13 protein-coding genes and 1 pseudogene are annotated in these 16,035 nt (G+C 44.5%); 9 read left to right on the top strand and 5 right to left on the bottom strand.

The genetic code is table 11. The features are described from left to right. The first annotated feature begins 9 nt into the window (after window positions 1-9). Complete coding sequence (locus F6K46_RS22940; protein WP_293117380.1) at window positions 10-222, top strand: hypothetical protein; 213 nt, start codon at window positions 10-12, stop codon at window positions 220-222. Here F6K46_RS22940 and F6K46_RS22945 read toward each other — a convergent pair. Beyond that, window positions 157-1,113, bottom strand: a complete 957-nt coding sequence (locus F6K46_RS22945) for a cation transporter (protein WP_293065794.1) — start codon at window positions 1,111-1,113, stop codon at window positions 157-159. The genes F6K46_RS22940 and F6K46_RS22945 overlap by 66 nt on opposite strands. 16 nt (window positions 1,114-1,129) lie before the next feature. On the opposite strand from F6K46_RS22945, the gene F6K46_RS22950 reads away from it, so the two are divergent. Next, complete coding sequence (locus F6K46_RS22950) at window positions 1,130-1,357, top strand: hypothetical protein (RefSeq protein ID WP_198954364.1); 228 nt, start codon at window positions 1,130-1,132, stop codon at window positions 1,355-1,357. Between the two features lie 360 nt (window positions 1,358-1,717). Here F6K46_RS22950 and mutL read toward each other — a convergent pair whose 3' ends face one another. Together mutL and F6K46_RS22960 are read right to left on the bottom strand one after the other, a co-directional pair. Further along, window positions 1,718-3,475, bottom strand: a complete 1,758-nt coding sequence (gene mutL, locus F6K46_RS22955) for a DNA mismatch repair endonuclease MutL (RefSeq protein ID WP_293065796.1) — start codon at window positions 3,473-3,475, stop codon at window positions 1,718-1,720. Then, complete coding sequence (locus F6K46_RS22960) at window positions 3,453-3,590, bottom strand: hypothetical protein (RefSeq protein ID WP_293065799.1); 138 nt, start codon at window positions 3,588-3,590, stop codon at window positions 3,453-3,455. The genes mutL and F6K46_RS22960 overlap by 23 nt, the downstream gene beginning before the upstream one ends. A gap of 526 nt (window positions 3,591-4,116) precedes the next feature. Between F6K46_RS22960 and F6K46_RS22965 the strand changes: the two genes are divergently transcribed. From F6K46_RS22965 to F6K46_RS22975, 4 genes and pseudogenes are all read left to right on the top strand, one after another. Then, entirely contained in the window at window positions 4,117-4,989 is an 873-nt protein-coding gene (locus tag F6K46_RS22965) for a sulfotransferase domain-containing protein (protein WP_293065802.1), read from the top strand. A 259-nt stretch (window positions 4,990-5,248) separates the two neighbouring features. Next, window positions 5,249-6,760 (top strand): AAA-like domain-containing protein, encoded by a 1,512-nt coding sequence (locus F6K46_RS40230; protein WP_366510829.1) that lies wholly within the window; start codon window positions 5,249-5,251, stop codon window positions 6,758-6,760. 147 nt (window positions 6,761-6,907) lie between these two features. Beyond that, window positions 6,908-8,770: pseudogene (locus F6K46_RS40235) on the top strand (WD40 repeat domain-containing protein). Continuing rightward, window positions 8,751-9,317 carry a Uma2 family endonuclease gene (locus tag F6K46_RS22975; protein WP_293036262.1) on the top strand — a complete coding sequence of 189 codons (567 nt, stop codon included), beginning with the start codon at window positions 8,751-8,753 and terminating at the stop codon, window positions 9,315-9,317. The pseudogene F6K46_RS40235 and the gene F6K46_RS22975 overlap by 20 nt, the downstream one beginning before the upstream one ends. Window positions 9,318-9,670: 353 nt before the next feature. Here F6K46_RS22975 and F6K46_RS22980 read toward each other — a convergent pair whose 3' ends face one another. Then, entirely contained in the window at window positions 9,671-9,925 is a 255-nt protein-coding gene (locus F6K46_RS22980; RefSeq protein ID WP_293065805.1) for a hypothetical protein, read from the bottom strand. Window positions 9,926-9,992: 67 nt separating this feature from the next. Continuing rightward, window positions 9,993-10,226 carry a hypothetical protein gene (locus tag F6K46_RS22985; RefSeq protein ID WP_293065807.1) on the bottom strand — a complete coding sequence of 78 codons (234 nt, stop codon included), beginning with the start codon at window positions 10,224-10,226 and terminating at the stop codon, window positions 9,993-9,995. Between the two features lie 118 nt (window positions 10,227-10,344). Between F6K46_RS22985 and F6K46_RS22990 the strand changes: the two genes are divergently transcribed. From F6K46_RS22990 to F6K46_RS23000, 3 genes are all read left to right on the top strand, one after another. Beyond that, the gene (locus F6K46_RS22990; RefSeq protein WP_293065810.1) at window positions 10,345-10,509 is read left to right on the top strand and encodes a hypothetical protein; all 165 of its coding nucleotides are present in this window, start codon (window positions 10,345-10,347) and stop codon (window positions 10,507-10,509) included. Between the two features lie 14 nt (window positions 10,510-10,523). Further along, the gene (locus F6K46_RS22995; protein ID WP_293065812.1) at window positions 10,524-14,228 is read left to right on the top strand and encodes a tetratricopeptide repeat protein; all 3,705 of its coding nucleotides are present in this window, start codon (window positions 10,524-10,526) and stop codon (window positions 14,226-14,228) included. Window positions 14,229-14,296: 68 nt separating this feature from the next. After that, window positions 14,297-15,217: an Rpn family recombination-promoting nuclease/putative transposase gene (locus F6K46_RS23000; protein WP_293117383.1), complete on the top strand. Its 921-nt coding sequence runs from the start codon at window positions 14,297-14,299 to the stop codon at window positions 15,215-15,217. Window positions 15,218-16,035 lie beyond the last annotated feature (818 nt).

The raw sequence follows: 16,035 nt of genomic DNA on the forward strand, positions 1-16,035 counted from the left end.
AAACAATTCGTGATTTTAGCTCCCGAAACCTTGACCAGACCTGGGCTAAACCACTACCCGACTCCCGACTCCCGACTACCGACTCCCGACTCCCGACTCCCGACTCCCGACTCCCGACTCCCGACTCCCGACTCCCGACTCCCGACTCCCGACTCCCTACTCCCCATCTGGTTCATCTTTACCGTTGATTTGTTGGTTACGGTTCGAACCATTCCATCGTAAGGATGCTGTTAAGTCATCATCGATGTGGAAAATAGCTTGTACTGGTCCGTAGCGTTCTTGAATTCCCCCCTGAATCCGTTCAGCAATCAGGGAAATGACTCCTGAGAACTCTGGATGCACTACCAAATGCATTTCAACATACATGAAGCGTCCGACAACACCCCGGCACTGAATTTGATCACAGCGAGTGACACCTCCAACTTGATGGGCTATGTTAGCGATCGCTTCTGGATCAATGGGAGTTTGTTTGACTAGCAGGGGCAACTGCCAGTTGATAACTTTCCAACAATTTCGCCCGGCAAAAAGCACCAGCACACAACTCAGCAGTGGATCCAGCCATAGGAAACCTTGGGAAACCCCCCAAAGCCCACCGAGTACTAGTATAGTTAAGCCCACATCCTGGAGCATTTGAGCCGCCTGAAACCGTAGGGTAGGACTCCTGACCACTTTAGCTTGGTAAATCATCAGGCAAGACCAACCAAGGCTCATGGCTAATACTGCTCCCAACAATTGTATTAAGGGTAAACTGAGCCGGACAGGAATAGTTAAGGTTCCTCCCTGAATCAGGGTTAGTAACTGCTGAGAGGAGAGTAAGCACAAATTTCCCCCAGCAAAGCCGAAAAAGGCAATTAGCACAAAGGTAATCACCGTTTCCCGTTTACCATGACCATAGACTGACAGATCTGGCGAATTGTCATAGGTAGTGATCATCAGCAAATTGATAAGGGTATTAAAGCAAATTAATAGGGTGAACAGGGATTCCCCCATCAGACTGAGCGATTGGGTAGCCCAAGCTGCTGACACCTTGACTGATAAAACAAACAAGCTGAGCCAGAGGGTAATGAATAATACCAGACGACTAGTCTGATCGCGGTTTGGTCCTTCGGTCATGGCCTGAAGGTAACAGATGTGGATTACCTTCACATTATCTTTGATTACCCTATTATTGATTGAGGCATCAGGCAATTATGCCATTTTATGGCAGTTCTTAATGGTTTTGGGGAGTTGGGAGTCGGGAGTCGGGAGTGTGGGAGGTGTGGGGAGTGTGGGGCGGGGGCGCAGGGAGTGTGGGGCGGGGGCGCGGGGGGAGAAGAAAGAAGAGCAGAGAAGAGCAGAGAAAAGGAGAGAAGAGTAGCAGGGAAGAGGGGAAAAAATCCTGTGTACCTCATTACTATGAACACTGCTATTATTAATGAGCAAGTTTTAACCTTACAAACTTGCTAACTTGCCAACTTAATAACCTTTAACTTGATAACTTAATAATCTTCAACTTGCTAACTTGATAACTTGCTAACCTTCAACTTGATAACTTGCTAACCTTCAACTTGCTAACTTGCTAACCTTCAACTTGATAACTTGCTAACCTTCAACTTGCTAACTTGCTAACTTGATAACTTGCTAACTTACCAACTTGCTAACCTGCTAACCTTCAACTTGCCAACCTTGGCCAAAAGGCCACGCTACGCGAACAACTTGCTAACCTACCAACCCTTCCTTATATCCCATGACTTTTCCCAATCACCCAATGACGGCGGAAAAAACGGGAAAGAGCAGACTCTTTTAACGATAAATAAATGGGACGCCCGTGGGGACAAGTGCGAGGGTTTCTAGTCTTTTTCCACTGATCTAATAACTGCTGCATTTGTGATAAACTTAGAGGGATACCATTGCGAATTGCACTGCGGCAGGCAGTTGCTACTTGAGCGGTTTGTAAGTCTCCTCCTAAACTCAGCTCTAATAGGGCTTTGGCACAATCGTCTCGCTCGCGCAACAGTTCTGGTGCATTCCGTACTGCCCACAGCTCTTCTCCAAAGGGGTCAACTTCTAAACCAATGCGCTGTAGTTGCTCCACCTGGCTAGGGGATAACTGCTGGAGAATGATGGGAGGTTCTAAGGGGACTAACTGCCAGCGATCGCATAATTCTTCATACAACACCCGTTCATGGGCAATGTGCTGTTCAATTAACCAAATACCGGTGGGATGCTCTGCTACGATATACATATTATGAACTTGAGCTATGGCTCGCAGTTGAATTAGCCCAATATCATCAGTTTTGCTATCAATTTTGCTATCAGTTTTGTCAGTAATTTCTTGAGTGGCTGGTATCACTTCAATTGAACGACTAGTGGTGTAACCTCCTCTAGCTTCCGATGTTTTGAGTAACTGTTTTACCCTGTTCGAGTGAATCGCTTCTGGGAGAGTGGCTGGGGTGATCCGCAAAGCTTGCTCGATAGCTTCAGCAACTTGCTCTTGCCAGTAGGATACCGAGTGTAAGTAAATTTCGGTCTTGGCTGGATGACGATTCCAGTCGATTTGACTCGGACAAATCCGCAGGTGCAGGAAACAAATGGGATAGCGATCGCGAGGCAAGGTTCGAGCTAATGCTGTGATCATGGTTTGTTCCAATTCATGCGATCGCACAATCCGTCCATTAGTCGCTACCTTTACCCAGTCTGCACGTCTGCGATGGCATCGATCCGGTAATCCTAACACTAGCTCCATCAAACCATTTCCGAGATTTCCCTTAGTGCTTTTATCCTGTTCTTGTTCTGTTCCCGAATCCGGTATCGGCACCTCTACCGTTAGCGGCTGCAAATCACTTTCCTTTAAGTGCTTGATAATTTGAGGCAGAATCTGTTGGGCAGTATGACCAGGACAAAGATTAAACCATGGACGTCCATTTTGCTCCACTTGCCAGCTCACCCTCGGATGACACAGAGCATGTTGATGAATAATGGTTTGGACAGCACGCAACTGTTGTGCCATCGCCGGTAAACCCTGACGACGCACGGGGAGCTTACCAAATAAATTAGACACTATCACAATCGTACCGGGTGCGATCGCAGCAGTTTCAATCTGACGCAGTTCACCTTGGGAATTATAGAGCACTCGCCACCCCTGACTATTTCCTGAGCATCGGCTCAAAATTTCTAACTCTGCCACAGCCGCCAAACTATGCAACGCTTCCCCACGAAATCCCAAACTAGTAATCTTCCACAGATCATCACTACTAGAGATTTTGCTAGTACTGTGGGCAAAAGCCGCTTTTTGCAAATTCTTCACCTCCATCCCTGTGCCATTATCTGCCACTCGTACCCGCCATTGCTCAGTCCACAGGGAAACGGTAATCCGACTTGCCCCAGCATCAAGGGAATTTTCGATTAGTTCTCGCACCACTGCGGCTATTGAATCAATCACTTCCCCAGCAGCAATTAGATGAACTACGTTTTTAGGTAGGGTTTGAATAATCATTTAAGGGAATCGGGAATTGGGAATCGGGAATCGGGAATCGGGAATCGGGAGTAGGGAATCGGGAGTAGGGAATCGGGAATCGGGAATCGGGAATCGGTAAAAAATTGTACCTCATAAGTAGGATCAACGCTATATAGTGAATTTTTAATTAATTTTGTATAAAAGACAAACGACAACAAACAATTTTACTATAAATAATGTTATTAAACGGATTTACCTTAGTTCGATAGAACCAACGTGATCCAGGAATTAAGAATTTGGAGGATCGCGTCATTCCAAATTAATTATAAATTATTTACCCAATAATTAGTAATTCAGTAGCGTTTGATCAGCCATACAATTTTAGATTATATCTCAACAATATTGAGGAGTATACTAATTCAGTAATTATGGTTATTTATCTTAACAATAAAACTGCCAGTTTATGACCTATAATTGAGAGTTACTGCTATAGTATGTTGTGTATATAATCAAAAGTATTGCTGATATAGCATAACCCTAAAAAAATATCCGAATGAGTCTGATAATTTCTAGATGAGCTACAGTCAATTTTCTTCCCTCTACTCCCGATTCCCGATTCCCGATTCCCGATTCCCGATTCCCTACTCCCTACTCCCTACTCCCTACTCCCTAACGAAACAATGAAGCAACAACCACAAAAACCCCACTACTCCATGTGTCAGGGATTCCGTATTCCCATGGGATTTCCGGTAACCTGTTTTGAATCTGGACTAAATTACAATGCTCAACCGGAGGATAACTTTATTGTTACTTATCCCAAATGTGGCACAACTTGGGTTCAACATATTGTCTGGATGCTCAACCATGATGGCGAACCCCTACCTGTGGGCAAAGACATCAATTTAGAAGTACCTCATCTCGAAGAAGTGGGTGCTGATTTTGTAGCAGCCATGCCATCACCAAGGTTTATTAAAACTCATCTTTCTTACTCATTCACCCCTTACTGTGCTGATGCCAAGTATATCTATATTGCTCGCAATCCCTTTGATTGTGTTGTTTCTTTTTATTACCATACTAAAGGGTTTGTGAAGCACTATAATTTTGCAGAAGGAACCTTTAATGATTTTTTTGAATGCTTTATTGAAGGGGAAGTTGATTGGGGCGATTATTTCGATCATTTACTGTCTTGGTATGACCATCGCCAGGATGACAATGTTTTGTTTATCACTTACGAAGCTATGAAAGCTGATACTCCTAAACATATTCGCAAAATTGCTAAGTTTTTAGGTAGTTCATACCTAGACAAACTCAATAATGCTGAAATTTTCAATAGCATTCTCAAACACACTAGTTTTACCAGCATGAGCCAAGACCAAAGTCGGTGGTCGAGTCAGCGACCTAAAGAAATGACACCGTTTATCCGCAAAGGAGAAATCGGAGATTGGAAGAATCATTTTTCTGACGATCAAATAGCCCGTTTATCTGATAAATTTATAAAGAAGACTGCTGGAACAGATATAGCAATGTTGTGGGCTGATTTGATTCCCAATTAAAACCAAACCAATTTTAATAATCCTGATTACACAGGAATGTTTACCTGTTCAAGAGTATGTTAGCATTGTTAATGCCTAATTCAGATCCCCCTAAATCCCCCTTAATAAGGGGGACTTTTGAATCTAATTTCCCCCTTTTTTAAGGGGTGTTAGGGGGGATCTATATACCTAATTATAAAAGTAAAATTCTCCCTGTTCCCTGTTCCCTGTTCCCTAAAACCCAAAAATTTTTACCTCACCCAATTGAAAACTGCTACACATGGATACCTACGAATATCAAGTCGGTGGTAGTTTAAAATTAAATGCCCCTAGTTATGTAGAGCGTCGAGCTGATGCTGAACTTTATAACGCCTTAATTAGGGGTGAGTTTTGTTATGTGTTCAACTCCCGACAGATGGGTAAGTCTAGCTTGCGCTTACGCATAAAGCATCGACTGCAACAGGCTGGTTTTAGCTGCGCTTCCATTGATATGACCATAATTGGTAGCGAAACTATTACTCCCCAGCAGTGGTATAAGGGATTAGTAGTTGAGTTATTAAGGAATTTTAAACTTTCCAGAAAAGTTAATTTAAAAACTTGGTGGCGTGAACACGATGATTTATCGGAAATCCAGCGATTGAGTCAGGTGATCGAAGAAATTTTATTAGTTAACCTGACAACTGAAAAGATTTTTATTTTTATCGATGAAATCGATAGCGTTATTAGCCTCAATTTTTCCACCGATGATTTTTTTGCTCTGATTCGCTCGTGCTATAACCAGCGAGCGGAAAATCCTGACTACAATCGCCTCACCTTTGCTTTATTTGGAGTCGCAACCCCTTCGGATTTAATTTCCCAGAGAAAACGAACCCCCTTTAATATTGGTAAGGCTATTGATTGGCATGGGTTTACCCTAGAAGAAGCTCAACCCTTAGCATCAGGATTAGTAGGATTAGTAGACAATCCCCAAACTCTTCTCAAAGAGATATTGGCTTGGACAGGAGGACAACCATTTTTGACTCAAAAGCTGTGCTATCTGGTGCGGATATCAAATCAAACGGCAATTAGTGGCTCTCTGACTATTCCCCCTGGTACGGAAGCATTTTGGTTAGAGCAGCTTGTGCGCAACCAAATTATTGACAACTGGGAAGCCAATGATCAACCGGAGCATTTACGAACTTTAAGCGATCGCATTCTCAGAAATGAACAAGGGTCTAGTCGGTTATTAGCCCTTTATCAGCAAATCTTACAACAGGGAGAAATTGCTGCGGATGATACTCCTGAACAAATAGAATTACGACTAAGTGGGTTAGTTGTTAAGCAGCCTGGTCAGGAGAACAAAACTTCCCCAGTGCTAAGGGTTTATAATCGGATCTACCAGTCTATTTTTAATCAGGATTGGGTTGAGCAAAAATTAGGGAATCTGCGACCTTATAGTCAAGCCCTCAACGCTTGGTTAGCGTCCAACCGTGAAGATAATTCTCGGCTGTTGCGAGGACAAGCCTTAGCAGAAGCGTTAAACTGGAAAGCGGGCAAACGGTTGAGTGTAGTAGATGATGAATTCTTAGCTGCTTCTCAAGAATTAAGCTGGATTGAACAGCAACGGTATTTAGAAGCAGAACGGGCTAAGGAAGCAGAAGCAAGACTAGCAGAACAGAAAAAAAGTGCCAGACGACTCAAGTTCTTGCTGCTAGCAGTGGGTACAGCATTGATGGTTTCCACAGGGTTAGGGGCAACCACTTACCTCGGATATAGACGCTCAGCTATTAGCGAAATGAATGCGTTCGCGTAGCGTCGGCTTCGCCGAATCGCAAAATCCTCAGCAGCCCTCTTTGCCTCCAATCAACAATTAGACGCCCTAGTAGAAGCCATCAGAGCCAAGCAACGATTGAAAAGCTTTGGTAGTGCAGACCCCGCTACGGAAACTCAGGTAGAATCGGTGCTAAGACAAGCAGTTTATGGCACTGTTGAATATAATCGGTTAGTAAAGCATAGCCATCAGGTTTGGGCAGTTGCCATTAACCAGGATGCTAATCTAATCGCTACCGCTAGTTATGATAAGACCATCAAACTCTGGACACTGGATGGTAATTTATTATCTACCCTCAACGGTCATCAAGCTGGGGTTTACGACATTGCCATTAGCCCAGACGGGAATCTGATTGCTTCCGCTAGTGACGATAAAACCGTCAAACTCTGGAAACGCGATAGTCACGGCAGGTTTCAATCCCGACCCTATAAAACCCTCAACGGCCATCAAGCTGGGGTTTATGGTGTTGCGATTAGCCCCGACAGCCAGATGATTGCCTCAGCTTCTGGAGACAAAACCGTCAAGCTCTGGAAAGCTGACGGTACCTTGATTACTACCCTTAAAGACCATAGCGCTATTGTTTATGGAGTGGCCATTAGCCCAGATGGTAAAACCATTGCGTCAGCGTCAGGGGACAAAACCGTTAAACTTTGGCGCTATAATGGGAAATTACTAAGGACGTTTCAGGGGCATAATGATCGCGTTTACAAAGTTGCCATCAGCCCAGATGGTCAAACCATTGCGTCCGCGTCAGGGGATAAAACCGTTAGACTCTGGGGTACTGATGGCACTTTACTAAACACTCTTCAGGGCCATAGCGATCGCGTTTACAACGTTGCCATCAGCCCAGATGGTAAAACCATTGCGTCCGCGAGTTGGGACGGAACCGTTAACCAGTGGAGTTGGGAAGGCACATTACTCACTACCCTACGAGGGCATCAAGATTTAGTGTACGGTGTGGCCATCAGCCCAGACGGAAAAACTATTGCATCGGCGAGTTGGGATGGAACGGTTAGGCTCTGGAAACCCGATGGCATCATCCTCACCAGGCTCAGGGGGCATAGTGATTTAGTTTGGGGAGTGGCCATTAGCCCAGACGGAAAAACCATTGCATCGGCGAGTTGGGATCAGACCGTGAAACTGTGGAATACAGACGGTAGCCTACAAAGAACCATGAATGGCCATAGCGCTAGAGTTTAAGGAATAGCCATTAGCCCCGATGGTAAGATGATTGCTTCGGCTAGTGCCGATAACACCATCAAACTCTGGCACAGAAACGGTAGCTTGCTAAAAACCTTAACAAATCATAGCAGCGCCGTTTTAGCAGTAGTCTTCAGCTCCGACGGTGAGATGATGGCTTCCGCTAGTGCCGATAAAACCATTAAGCTCTGGAAACGGGACGGTACCTTAATTAATACTCTCAACGGCCATAGCGATCGCATTGATGGAGTAGCCTTCAGCAAAGACGGGACTCTAATTGCTTCCGCCAGTTGGGATAAAACTGTCAAGCTTTGGCAGCCAGACGGAACTTTAATTACTACCCTGAAAGGACACCATGACCGGGTTTACAGCGTTGCCATCAGTCCCGACGGTGAAACCATTGCGTCCGCGAGTTGGGACAAAACCATTAAACTCTGGAAGCGCGATGGAACCTTGATTACTACCCTCAACGGTCATCAAGCAGGAGTATTAGGAGTAGTGTTTAGCCCTGACGGTAACAGAATTGCTAGCGCTAGTTATGACAAAACCGTCAAACTCTGGAAGCAGGATGGAACCCTTTTAACTACCCTGAAAGGACATAGCGATGGCGTCTTAGCCGTAGTTTTCAGCCCCAATGGTGAAATGCTCGCCTCCGCCAGTGGAGACAACACTGTTATTATATGGGATTTAGATCAAGTCCTCGATTTAGATCAGTTACTAATCTATGGTTGCAATTGGATACAAGATTATTTGAACACCAACTCGGAGGTTAATGATGTTTGTGACCCTTAACTTAGAAAATGTCAACTTAACCGATCAGCAATTTGATCACCTTTGTCAAGTAAATCCAGAGTTCCAGATAGAGCGCACTGCTACGGGAGAATTAATTATCATGCCACCAGTAGGAGGAATTAGTGGAAATCAAGAAGCAGATTTGATTACTGAACTAACCATTTGGAACCGTCAAACTAACATGGGAAAAGTTTTCAGTTCTTCCACCATGTTTAAACTACCTAACGGCGGAGATAGATCCCCTGATGCAGCTTGGGTAATGTTAGACCGTTGGCAAGCCCTCACCCCAGAACAACAGCAAAAGTTTCCCCCGATTTGCCCTGATTTTGTGATTGAATTGCGTTCACGGACAGACGCCCTTAAACCTCTACAAGATAAGATGCAAGAATACCTCAACAGTGGCTTACAACTAGGTTGGTTAATTAACCCTCAGAATCAGCAAGTAGAAATATACCGTCCCAATCAACCAGTAGAAATAGTCGGATTTCCAGTTAGTTTATCTGGAGAAGAGGTACTCCCTGGATTTGTTTTGACAGTACCTATTTGAATTAAGAATTTAGAATGTAGAATTTATAATTCAGAATGTAGGGTGGGCAGTGAACCAGACCGATTGATCTAGCTTGGGGTTTGCCTAGGTATGCACTGCCCACCAAGAATTAATCACTAAAAAAATAGCCGCAGAAATACTTTCCACGGCTATAAATTATCTTTATGACTCAACTTTGTAAACCAAACCAGACAACATAATCCGATATGATTAGACCGTAAGCATTCAGCTATTAGCTATTACCCAAAGGCCAAGGGCTGACCGCTGACCGCTGACCGCTGACCGCTGACTGCTGATGGCTGACATCAGACCTGATTTTTTTGCCAGGGGGGTAAAACCCCCTGTCGATTAGTTTAACCGATAATTAAATACTTCGTCATCATTGTGATGAATTCCCCTGGGATGCCAGTGGGCTGAAGGGGGCTCCACTCCGAGATTTCCGCGTAACGCAGTGCATAAAGGGCATGCATGGTATTGAGTATTGCCTTACGTGACCCCTTCAAAATGTGCTTAACTGGGAATTTTTTTGGGGAAGGTTCCTGAGGAGTATTATCGGGAGTAGTCTCTTCAGGATTGTTGTTTTCGTTTGGCACAAAGTCTTCAGTCATAATTAAACTCGTGTTTGAGATTTATAAATATAATAATAACGATTATAATTTTAGTTGTCAAGGGTTTTTATAATTTTTTTTTGAGGGGGTATTGAAGTAAAATGTACGGAAAGGGAATTAAGAATGTAGAATGTAGAATTAAGAATGTAGAATTAAGAATTGAGAATTGGGAATTGGGAATTGGGAATTGGGAATTGGGAATCGGAAATCGGGAATCGGGAATCGGGAATCGGGAATCAGGAATCGGGAATCGGGAATAGAATAAAAATGTTAGCGATCGCGTAGCGTGACCTTCGGTCAATACCGTAGCGTCTTTTTCAGATAATCGCGTTTTTTTTTGGAGTTATTTTACTGATATCCTCGGCAACAGTAACTAAAAAAAATGAAAGATATCAGATAAATTGTGATAGGTATATAAAATGAATTGTTATAACTTTTGTTCCCTGTTCCCGACTCCCGACTCCCGACTCCCGACTCCCGACTCCCGACTCCCGACTCCCGACTCCCTATTCCCTAGATTTTCCTGTGTTAGACTAAATCGAGATTGGATTTCAAGCATCTACTGGTTAATGCTATATAGTTAACTGTAAGGTAATCGGTGAGTGATTCAACTAGCTTGCTCAAAATGTATGATCACACGGAGGTGATCCTTAGGTGGTTACATCTGACTGACCTTCACTTGGGTATGAAAGGCTCAAAAACTCTCTGGCCAAATGTTGAGGAAATTTTCTTTAAGGATTTAGAGTACCTTTGTGAAACGGTAGGCCCAATCGATTTGGTAATGTTTACTGGCGATATCACCCAGGGCGGCATTGAATCGGAATTCCAACAGGTAAACAGACTTTTAGATAAGTTCTGGAAAAAGTTTGGCAAGATGGAATGTGAGCCAAAGTTTCTGGCTGTACCTGGCAACCACGACCTGGTTCGACCAGATAAGTCTGACCCCGCATTGATTAATCTCCAGGATCGGTGGGACGATCATGAATTCCAACAGGCATTTTGGGATAACAGCAAATGTCCTGAGCGACAACTTGTAGACAAGGCTTTCGATAATTATCTTCAATGGTGGCAAAATACGACCGTACCTAAGCCCGACATCTATTCAGAAGGCATACTGCCAGGAGATTTTTCAGCAACAATTGAGAAGGATGGTTTCAAACTCGGAGTTTTAGGACTCAATAGCGCGTTTCTGCAACTGATGGACGGTAGAGAAGGTAAGCTGGCTCTAGATATATGCCAGTTCCATGAGGCATGTAATGAAAGTTATGACCATGGACCCTCTTGGGCACAAGACCATGATGCCTGTTTGCTACTTACCCACCACCCCCACGATTGGCTAACCCACGAAGCTCAAGAGCAGCTAAAAGGGGAGATTTATAGCTCGCCGGAACGATTCGCTTTACATCTGTTCGGACACATGCACCAGTCCAACCTGAGCAGCTGGGCTGAAGGTGGTGCTAATCCTCGAAGCACACTGCAAGGCTGCTCCCTGTTCGGCATTGAAGGGTGGGGGAAAGAAAAAAAGGAACGGCTCCATGGTTATTCACTATGTGAATTGAAAATGGAAGGGAACACCGCCTCCCTCCGCATCTACCCCCGTCAAGCATTGAAAAAACAGGACGGTGGACGGGAAATCGGTCGGGATCCTACCTTTAGACTGCCCAAAAGAGAGGACGGCACGAAACCGCTACCAGTGGAGTTATTGAGCCAACGACCAAATCACCCGATTGCAAGGGGAAAAAAAAAATTAAATCCCCCCAATCCCCCCAGTAATATTATCAATCGTGGCACTCCCCACTTTGTCGGTAGGGACCCTCAACTTGAGCAGCTCCATCAGGAATTTGAACAGACCGATCAATTAGCCATTTGTGCCATTGCCGGAATGGGCGGTGTGGGCAAAACTGAGTTAGCTCTACAATATGCTCTGAAAAATCAGGATAATTACCCTGGTGGGTTGTGCTGGTTCCCAGTGCGAGGGTTGGATCTCGGGACTCAAGTTGTCAATTTTGCCCGTACTAAATTAGGATTAACCATTCCAGATCAACTAGAGTTCAACCAACAAGTAGAATACTGCTGGGAGCATTGGCGAGAAGGAACAGCATTGATCGTGCTGGATGATGTGCCTTCTTTCAGCAACGACTATAAACAGAGAATTCAGCCCTACTTACCTCCAGCCCAATCCCGCTTCAAAGTACTGGTCACCAGCCGTCAGCGTCCAGGGGCTTCTTACCGACGAATTAACTTGGATGTACTATCCCGAGAAGCAGCATTAGAGTTATTACGTAAGCTTGTTGGACAAGAGCGCATTGAGAAAGAACTAACCGAAGCACAAGCGTTATGTGAATGGTTGGGTTATTTGCCTTTGGGTTTGGAGTTAGTCGGACGATATTTAGATCTACATCCGACCTTAACCATTGCTAAAGTTCAGAAACGTTTAGAGAAAAAGAAATTAGCAGCTAGGGCATTACTTTATCAAACAGAACAAGGGGAGATCACAGCCCAGTTGGGTGTAGCAGCAGCCTTTGAGTTATCCTGGGAAGATTTGGAAGAGTGTCCAGAAGCCCAGCAGTTGGGATGTCGTCTGAGTCTGTTTGCTCAAGCTCCTTTTGAGTGGTCTCTGGTAGAGTCTTGTGCTATCGAAACGGAAGATGAGGAGGAATGGGAAGAAGAACAAGAAGAATTGGAAGAATTACGCGTTCGCGAAGCGTGGCCTACGGCCAATCGCTATCTGGTCAATCGTAATCTCTTACAACTGACCGAACAGCAAACCTATCGGCTCCATCAACTAATTCGAGAATTTTTTCTGACTAAGCTCGCTCAATTACCACAGGCTGATAGCTACAAGCGAAGCTTGTGTAAGGTAATGGTGGCTAAGGCAAAAGAAATTCCCCAGATACCAACTCAAAAAATTATTGCAACAGTTAACCCGGCCATCCCTCATTTAGTCGAAACTGCCACAGTTCTAACTGACTGGCTGAGGCATGAAGATTTAATCTGCCCTTTTATTGGCTTGGGACGATTCTATAAAGGTCAAGGTACTTATGACGAGGCTGAACCCTGGTATGAGAAATGTTTAGAGATAACCAGAAGCCGCCTGGGTGAGAACCATCCCGATGTAGCAACCAGTCTCAACAACCTGGCTGGACTCTACTACTCAATGGGGCGCTATGATCAGGCCGAACCCCTCTATCAACAGGCATTGCAGATGAGAACGCAGCTGTTGGGTGAGGAGCATCTCGATGTAGCCGACAGTCTCAACAACCTGGGATTACTCTACAAGTCAATGGGGCGCTATGACCAGGCCGAACCCCTCTATCAACAGGCTTTGGAGATGACAACGCAGCTGCTGGGTCACCACCATCCCGATGTAGCCACCAGTCTCCATAACCTGGCTGCACTCTACAAGTCAATGGGGCGCTATGACCAGGCCGAACCCCTCTATCAACAGGCTTTGGAGATGAAAAAGCAGCTGCTGGGTCACCACCATCCCTCGGTGGCCACCAGTCTCCACAACCTGGCTGCACTCTACAAGTCAATGGGACGCTATGACCAGGCCGAACCCCTCTATCAACAGGCTTTGGAGATGAAAAAGCAGCTGCTGGGTCACCACCATCCCGATGTAGCCACCAGTTTCAACAACCTGGCTGGACTCTACGAGTCAATGGGGCGCTATGACCAGGCCGAACCCCTCTATCAACAGGCTTTGGATATGAGAACGCAGCTGCTGGGTCACCACCATCCCGATATGGCCCAAAGTCTCAACGGCCTGGCTGGACTCTACGAGTCAATGGGGCGCTATGACCAGGCCGAACCCCTCTATCAACAGGCTTTGGAGATGTATAAGCAGCTGCTGGGTCACCACCATCCCTCCGTGGCCACCAGTCTCAACAACCTGGCTGGACTCTACGAGTTAATGGGGCGCTATGACCAGGCCGAACCCCTCTATCAACAGGCTTTGGAGATGAAAAAGCAGTTGCTGGGTCACCACCATCCCTCCGTGGCCACCAGTCTCAACAACCTGGCATTTCTCTACAAGTCAATGGGGCGCTATGACCAGGCCGAACCCCTCTATCAACAGGCTTTGGAGATGAAAAAGCAGCTGCTGGGTCACCACCATCCCTCCGTGGCCAACAGTCTCAACGGCCTGGCAAATCTCTACAACTCAATGGGGCGCTATGACCAGGCCGAACCCCTCTATCAACAGGCTTTGGAGATTTTAGAACAGAGGTTAGGGTCAAATCATCCTAACACTTTAACCTGCCGTGATAATTTAGAAAGTTTGCGCAATAATTTGTCACAGTAATCAGTAATATTATTCATTAATTAGTTAGAAATACTATATACTGGCTTGGTCTTGCTTTTCCTAAGTGAATGACTTACGACAGCACCCTAAAATATTTGGTTGAACAATATCCTCAAGCCTTTACCCGTTGGTTATTTAACCAAGAACCAGCAGAGGATATCGAAATTCTCAACACCGAATTGAGCACAGAACCAATTCGGGCAGATGCCTTGTTTTTTGTGCGAGTTGCTGATGCTATTTTGCATCTGGAATTTCAAACCTTACCCCAATCTGAACCTCCCTTACCCCTGCGGATGCTGGATTATTGGGTAAGGTTGTATCGTCAGTACCGCTGTGATATTGAACAAGTAATAATATTCCTAAAACCAAGCCGATTAGCGGGAGTATTTGTCAATCAATTTACCGAGAGGAACCTATCCTTCCGCTATCGGGTGATTCGGATTTGGGAATGTGATCCACAACCATTACTTACCACCCCAGGGTTACTACCGTTGGCAGTATTAGCACAAACTGAAGTGCCAGAAACCTTGCTATCCCAGGTAGCAGCCAGAATCGATATGATTGAAGATAGACAACAACAGCGTAACTTATCTGCTTGCGTGCAACTGTTGGCTGGGGTGAAATTTGATGAACAGTTAATTCAAGCTTATTTTCGGGAGGATATGATGCAGGAGTCAGTAGTTTATCAACGAATTATTCGCCAAGGATTAGAACAAGGATTAGAACAAGGATTAGAACAGGGATTAAAACAAGGATTAAAACAAGGATTAGAACAAGGATTAGGACAGGGATTAGAACAAGGAAAGCGCAATGAGCTTAATTTAATTAAGCGTCTACTTAGCCGTCGCTTAGGTGAGATAAATCCCCAATTACAAAATCAAATTGAGGAATTATCCTTTGACCAGTTGGAAGATTTAGGAGAAGCGTTATTAGATTTTGAAACCGAAGTGGATTTGACCAATTGGTTGAACCAGTTTAGGGATAAGTAAAATCCCGTTAGGTTTAGCACTAAAAAGTAGTGCCATTGAGCTCTGATAGAGTGGGTTTGGATTTGCCTTACCCACTCTACTATTGCCCAAAAATCCCGATAATTCTTGTTCCCCCCCTTTTTTTAGGCTATGGGGTATCAATAGATTTAACTGAAGTAATTCACTCCCGATTTTAGCGAAAAAACTCTTCAAGTTATTAACTAAATTAACAGGAACATTATCGCTAATAAATATGATAAAATAGAAGAATAAAACCCAACAATACCTAGAAGTTTTGCTGGGTTTTATTCCCCGATATTCTGTTAATAGTTGTTGGGATTTACTGGGATTTAAAAAGTTAGTTAAGTAGCCGATATTTACGACATACCTTGCCCTGGGTTGATTGAAGATGATTTGGGATAGGTTCGAGTCGTCGAATTTGCGGCTCTTAACCCTGTTTTCGATTACTTAACCAGAATTGACTTAGTTAGATCAGATGTGTAATGACTTACGACAGCACCCTAAAATATTTGGTTGAACAATATCCTCAAGCTGAGGGGGTGACAATAAAGCTACAACGCAGTCTGAATAAGGCTCATAGCTTGTTGACCCCTCTGAAAAAAAGGCAGCTTATTGGATTTACTTCTCATTAACTCCTCAGCTAAACCTGACCAAAACTCCATTCCCGCAACCCATAAAAGTCCATAGGAACGGGTGCATCTCAGTTTTGCAAAAATACCAAAATCATGATATCATGATATTATTAATGATAAATAGTTTCTAATAATTACTAAAACTCATGAACTTGAGTCCGGAAGAAAAGCAAGAGCTAAAAGAAC

The sequence above is a fragment of the Moorena sp. SIO3E8 genome, assembly GCF_010692445.1.
Classification (GTDB): Bacteria; Cyanobacteriota; Cyanobacteriia; order Cyanobacteriales; family Coleofasciculaceae; genus Moorena; species Moorena bouillonii.

Excerpts from the sequence above, each read along its gene's own strand:
- F6K46_RS22945 (WP_293065794.1), bottom strand. The coding sequence starts at position 1,113 with ATGACCGAAGGACCAAACCGCGATCAGACTAGTCGTCTGGTATTATTC.
- F6K46_RS22950 (WP_198954364.1), top strand. The coding sequence starts at position 1,130 with ATGTGGATTACCTTCACATTATCTTTGATTACCCTATTATTGATTGAG.
- mutL (WP_293065796.1), bottom strand. The coding sequence starts at position 3,475 with ATGATTATTCAAACCCTACCTAAAAACGTAGTTCATCTAATTGCTGCT.
- F6K46_RS22960 (WP_293065799.1), bottom strand. The coding sequence starts at position 3,590 with ATGAGGTACAATTTTTTACCGATTCCCGATTCCCGATTCCCGATTCCC.
- F6K46_RS22965 (WP_293065802.1), top strand. The coding sequence starts at position 4,117 with ATGAAGCAACAACCACAAAAACCCCACTACTCCATGTGTCAGGGATTC.
- F6K46_RS40230 (WP_366510829.1), top strand. The coding sequence starts at position 5,249 with ATGGATACCTACGAATATCAAGTCGGTGGTAGTTTAAAATTAAATGCC.
- F6K46_RS22975 (WP_293036262.1), top strand. The coding sequence starts at position 8,751 with ATGATGTTTGTGACCCTTAACTTAGAAAATGTCAACTTAACCGATCAG.
- F6K46_RS22980 (WP_293065805.1), bottom strand. The coding sequence starts at position 9,925 with ATGACTGAAGACTTTGTGCCAAACGAAAACAACAATCCTGAAGAGACT.
- F6K46_RS22990 (WP_293065810.1), top strand. The coding sequence starts at position 10,345 with ATGAATTGTTATAACTTTTGTTCCCTGTTCCCGACTCCCGACTCCCGA.
- F6K46_RS23000 (WP_293117383.1), top strand. The coding sequence starts at position 14,297 with ATGACTTACGACAGCACCCTAAAATATTTGGTTGAACAATATCCTCAA.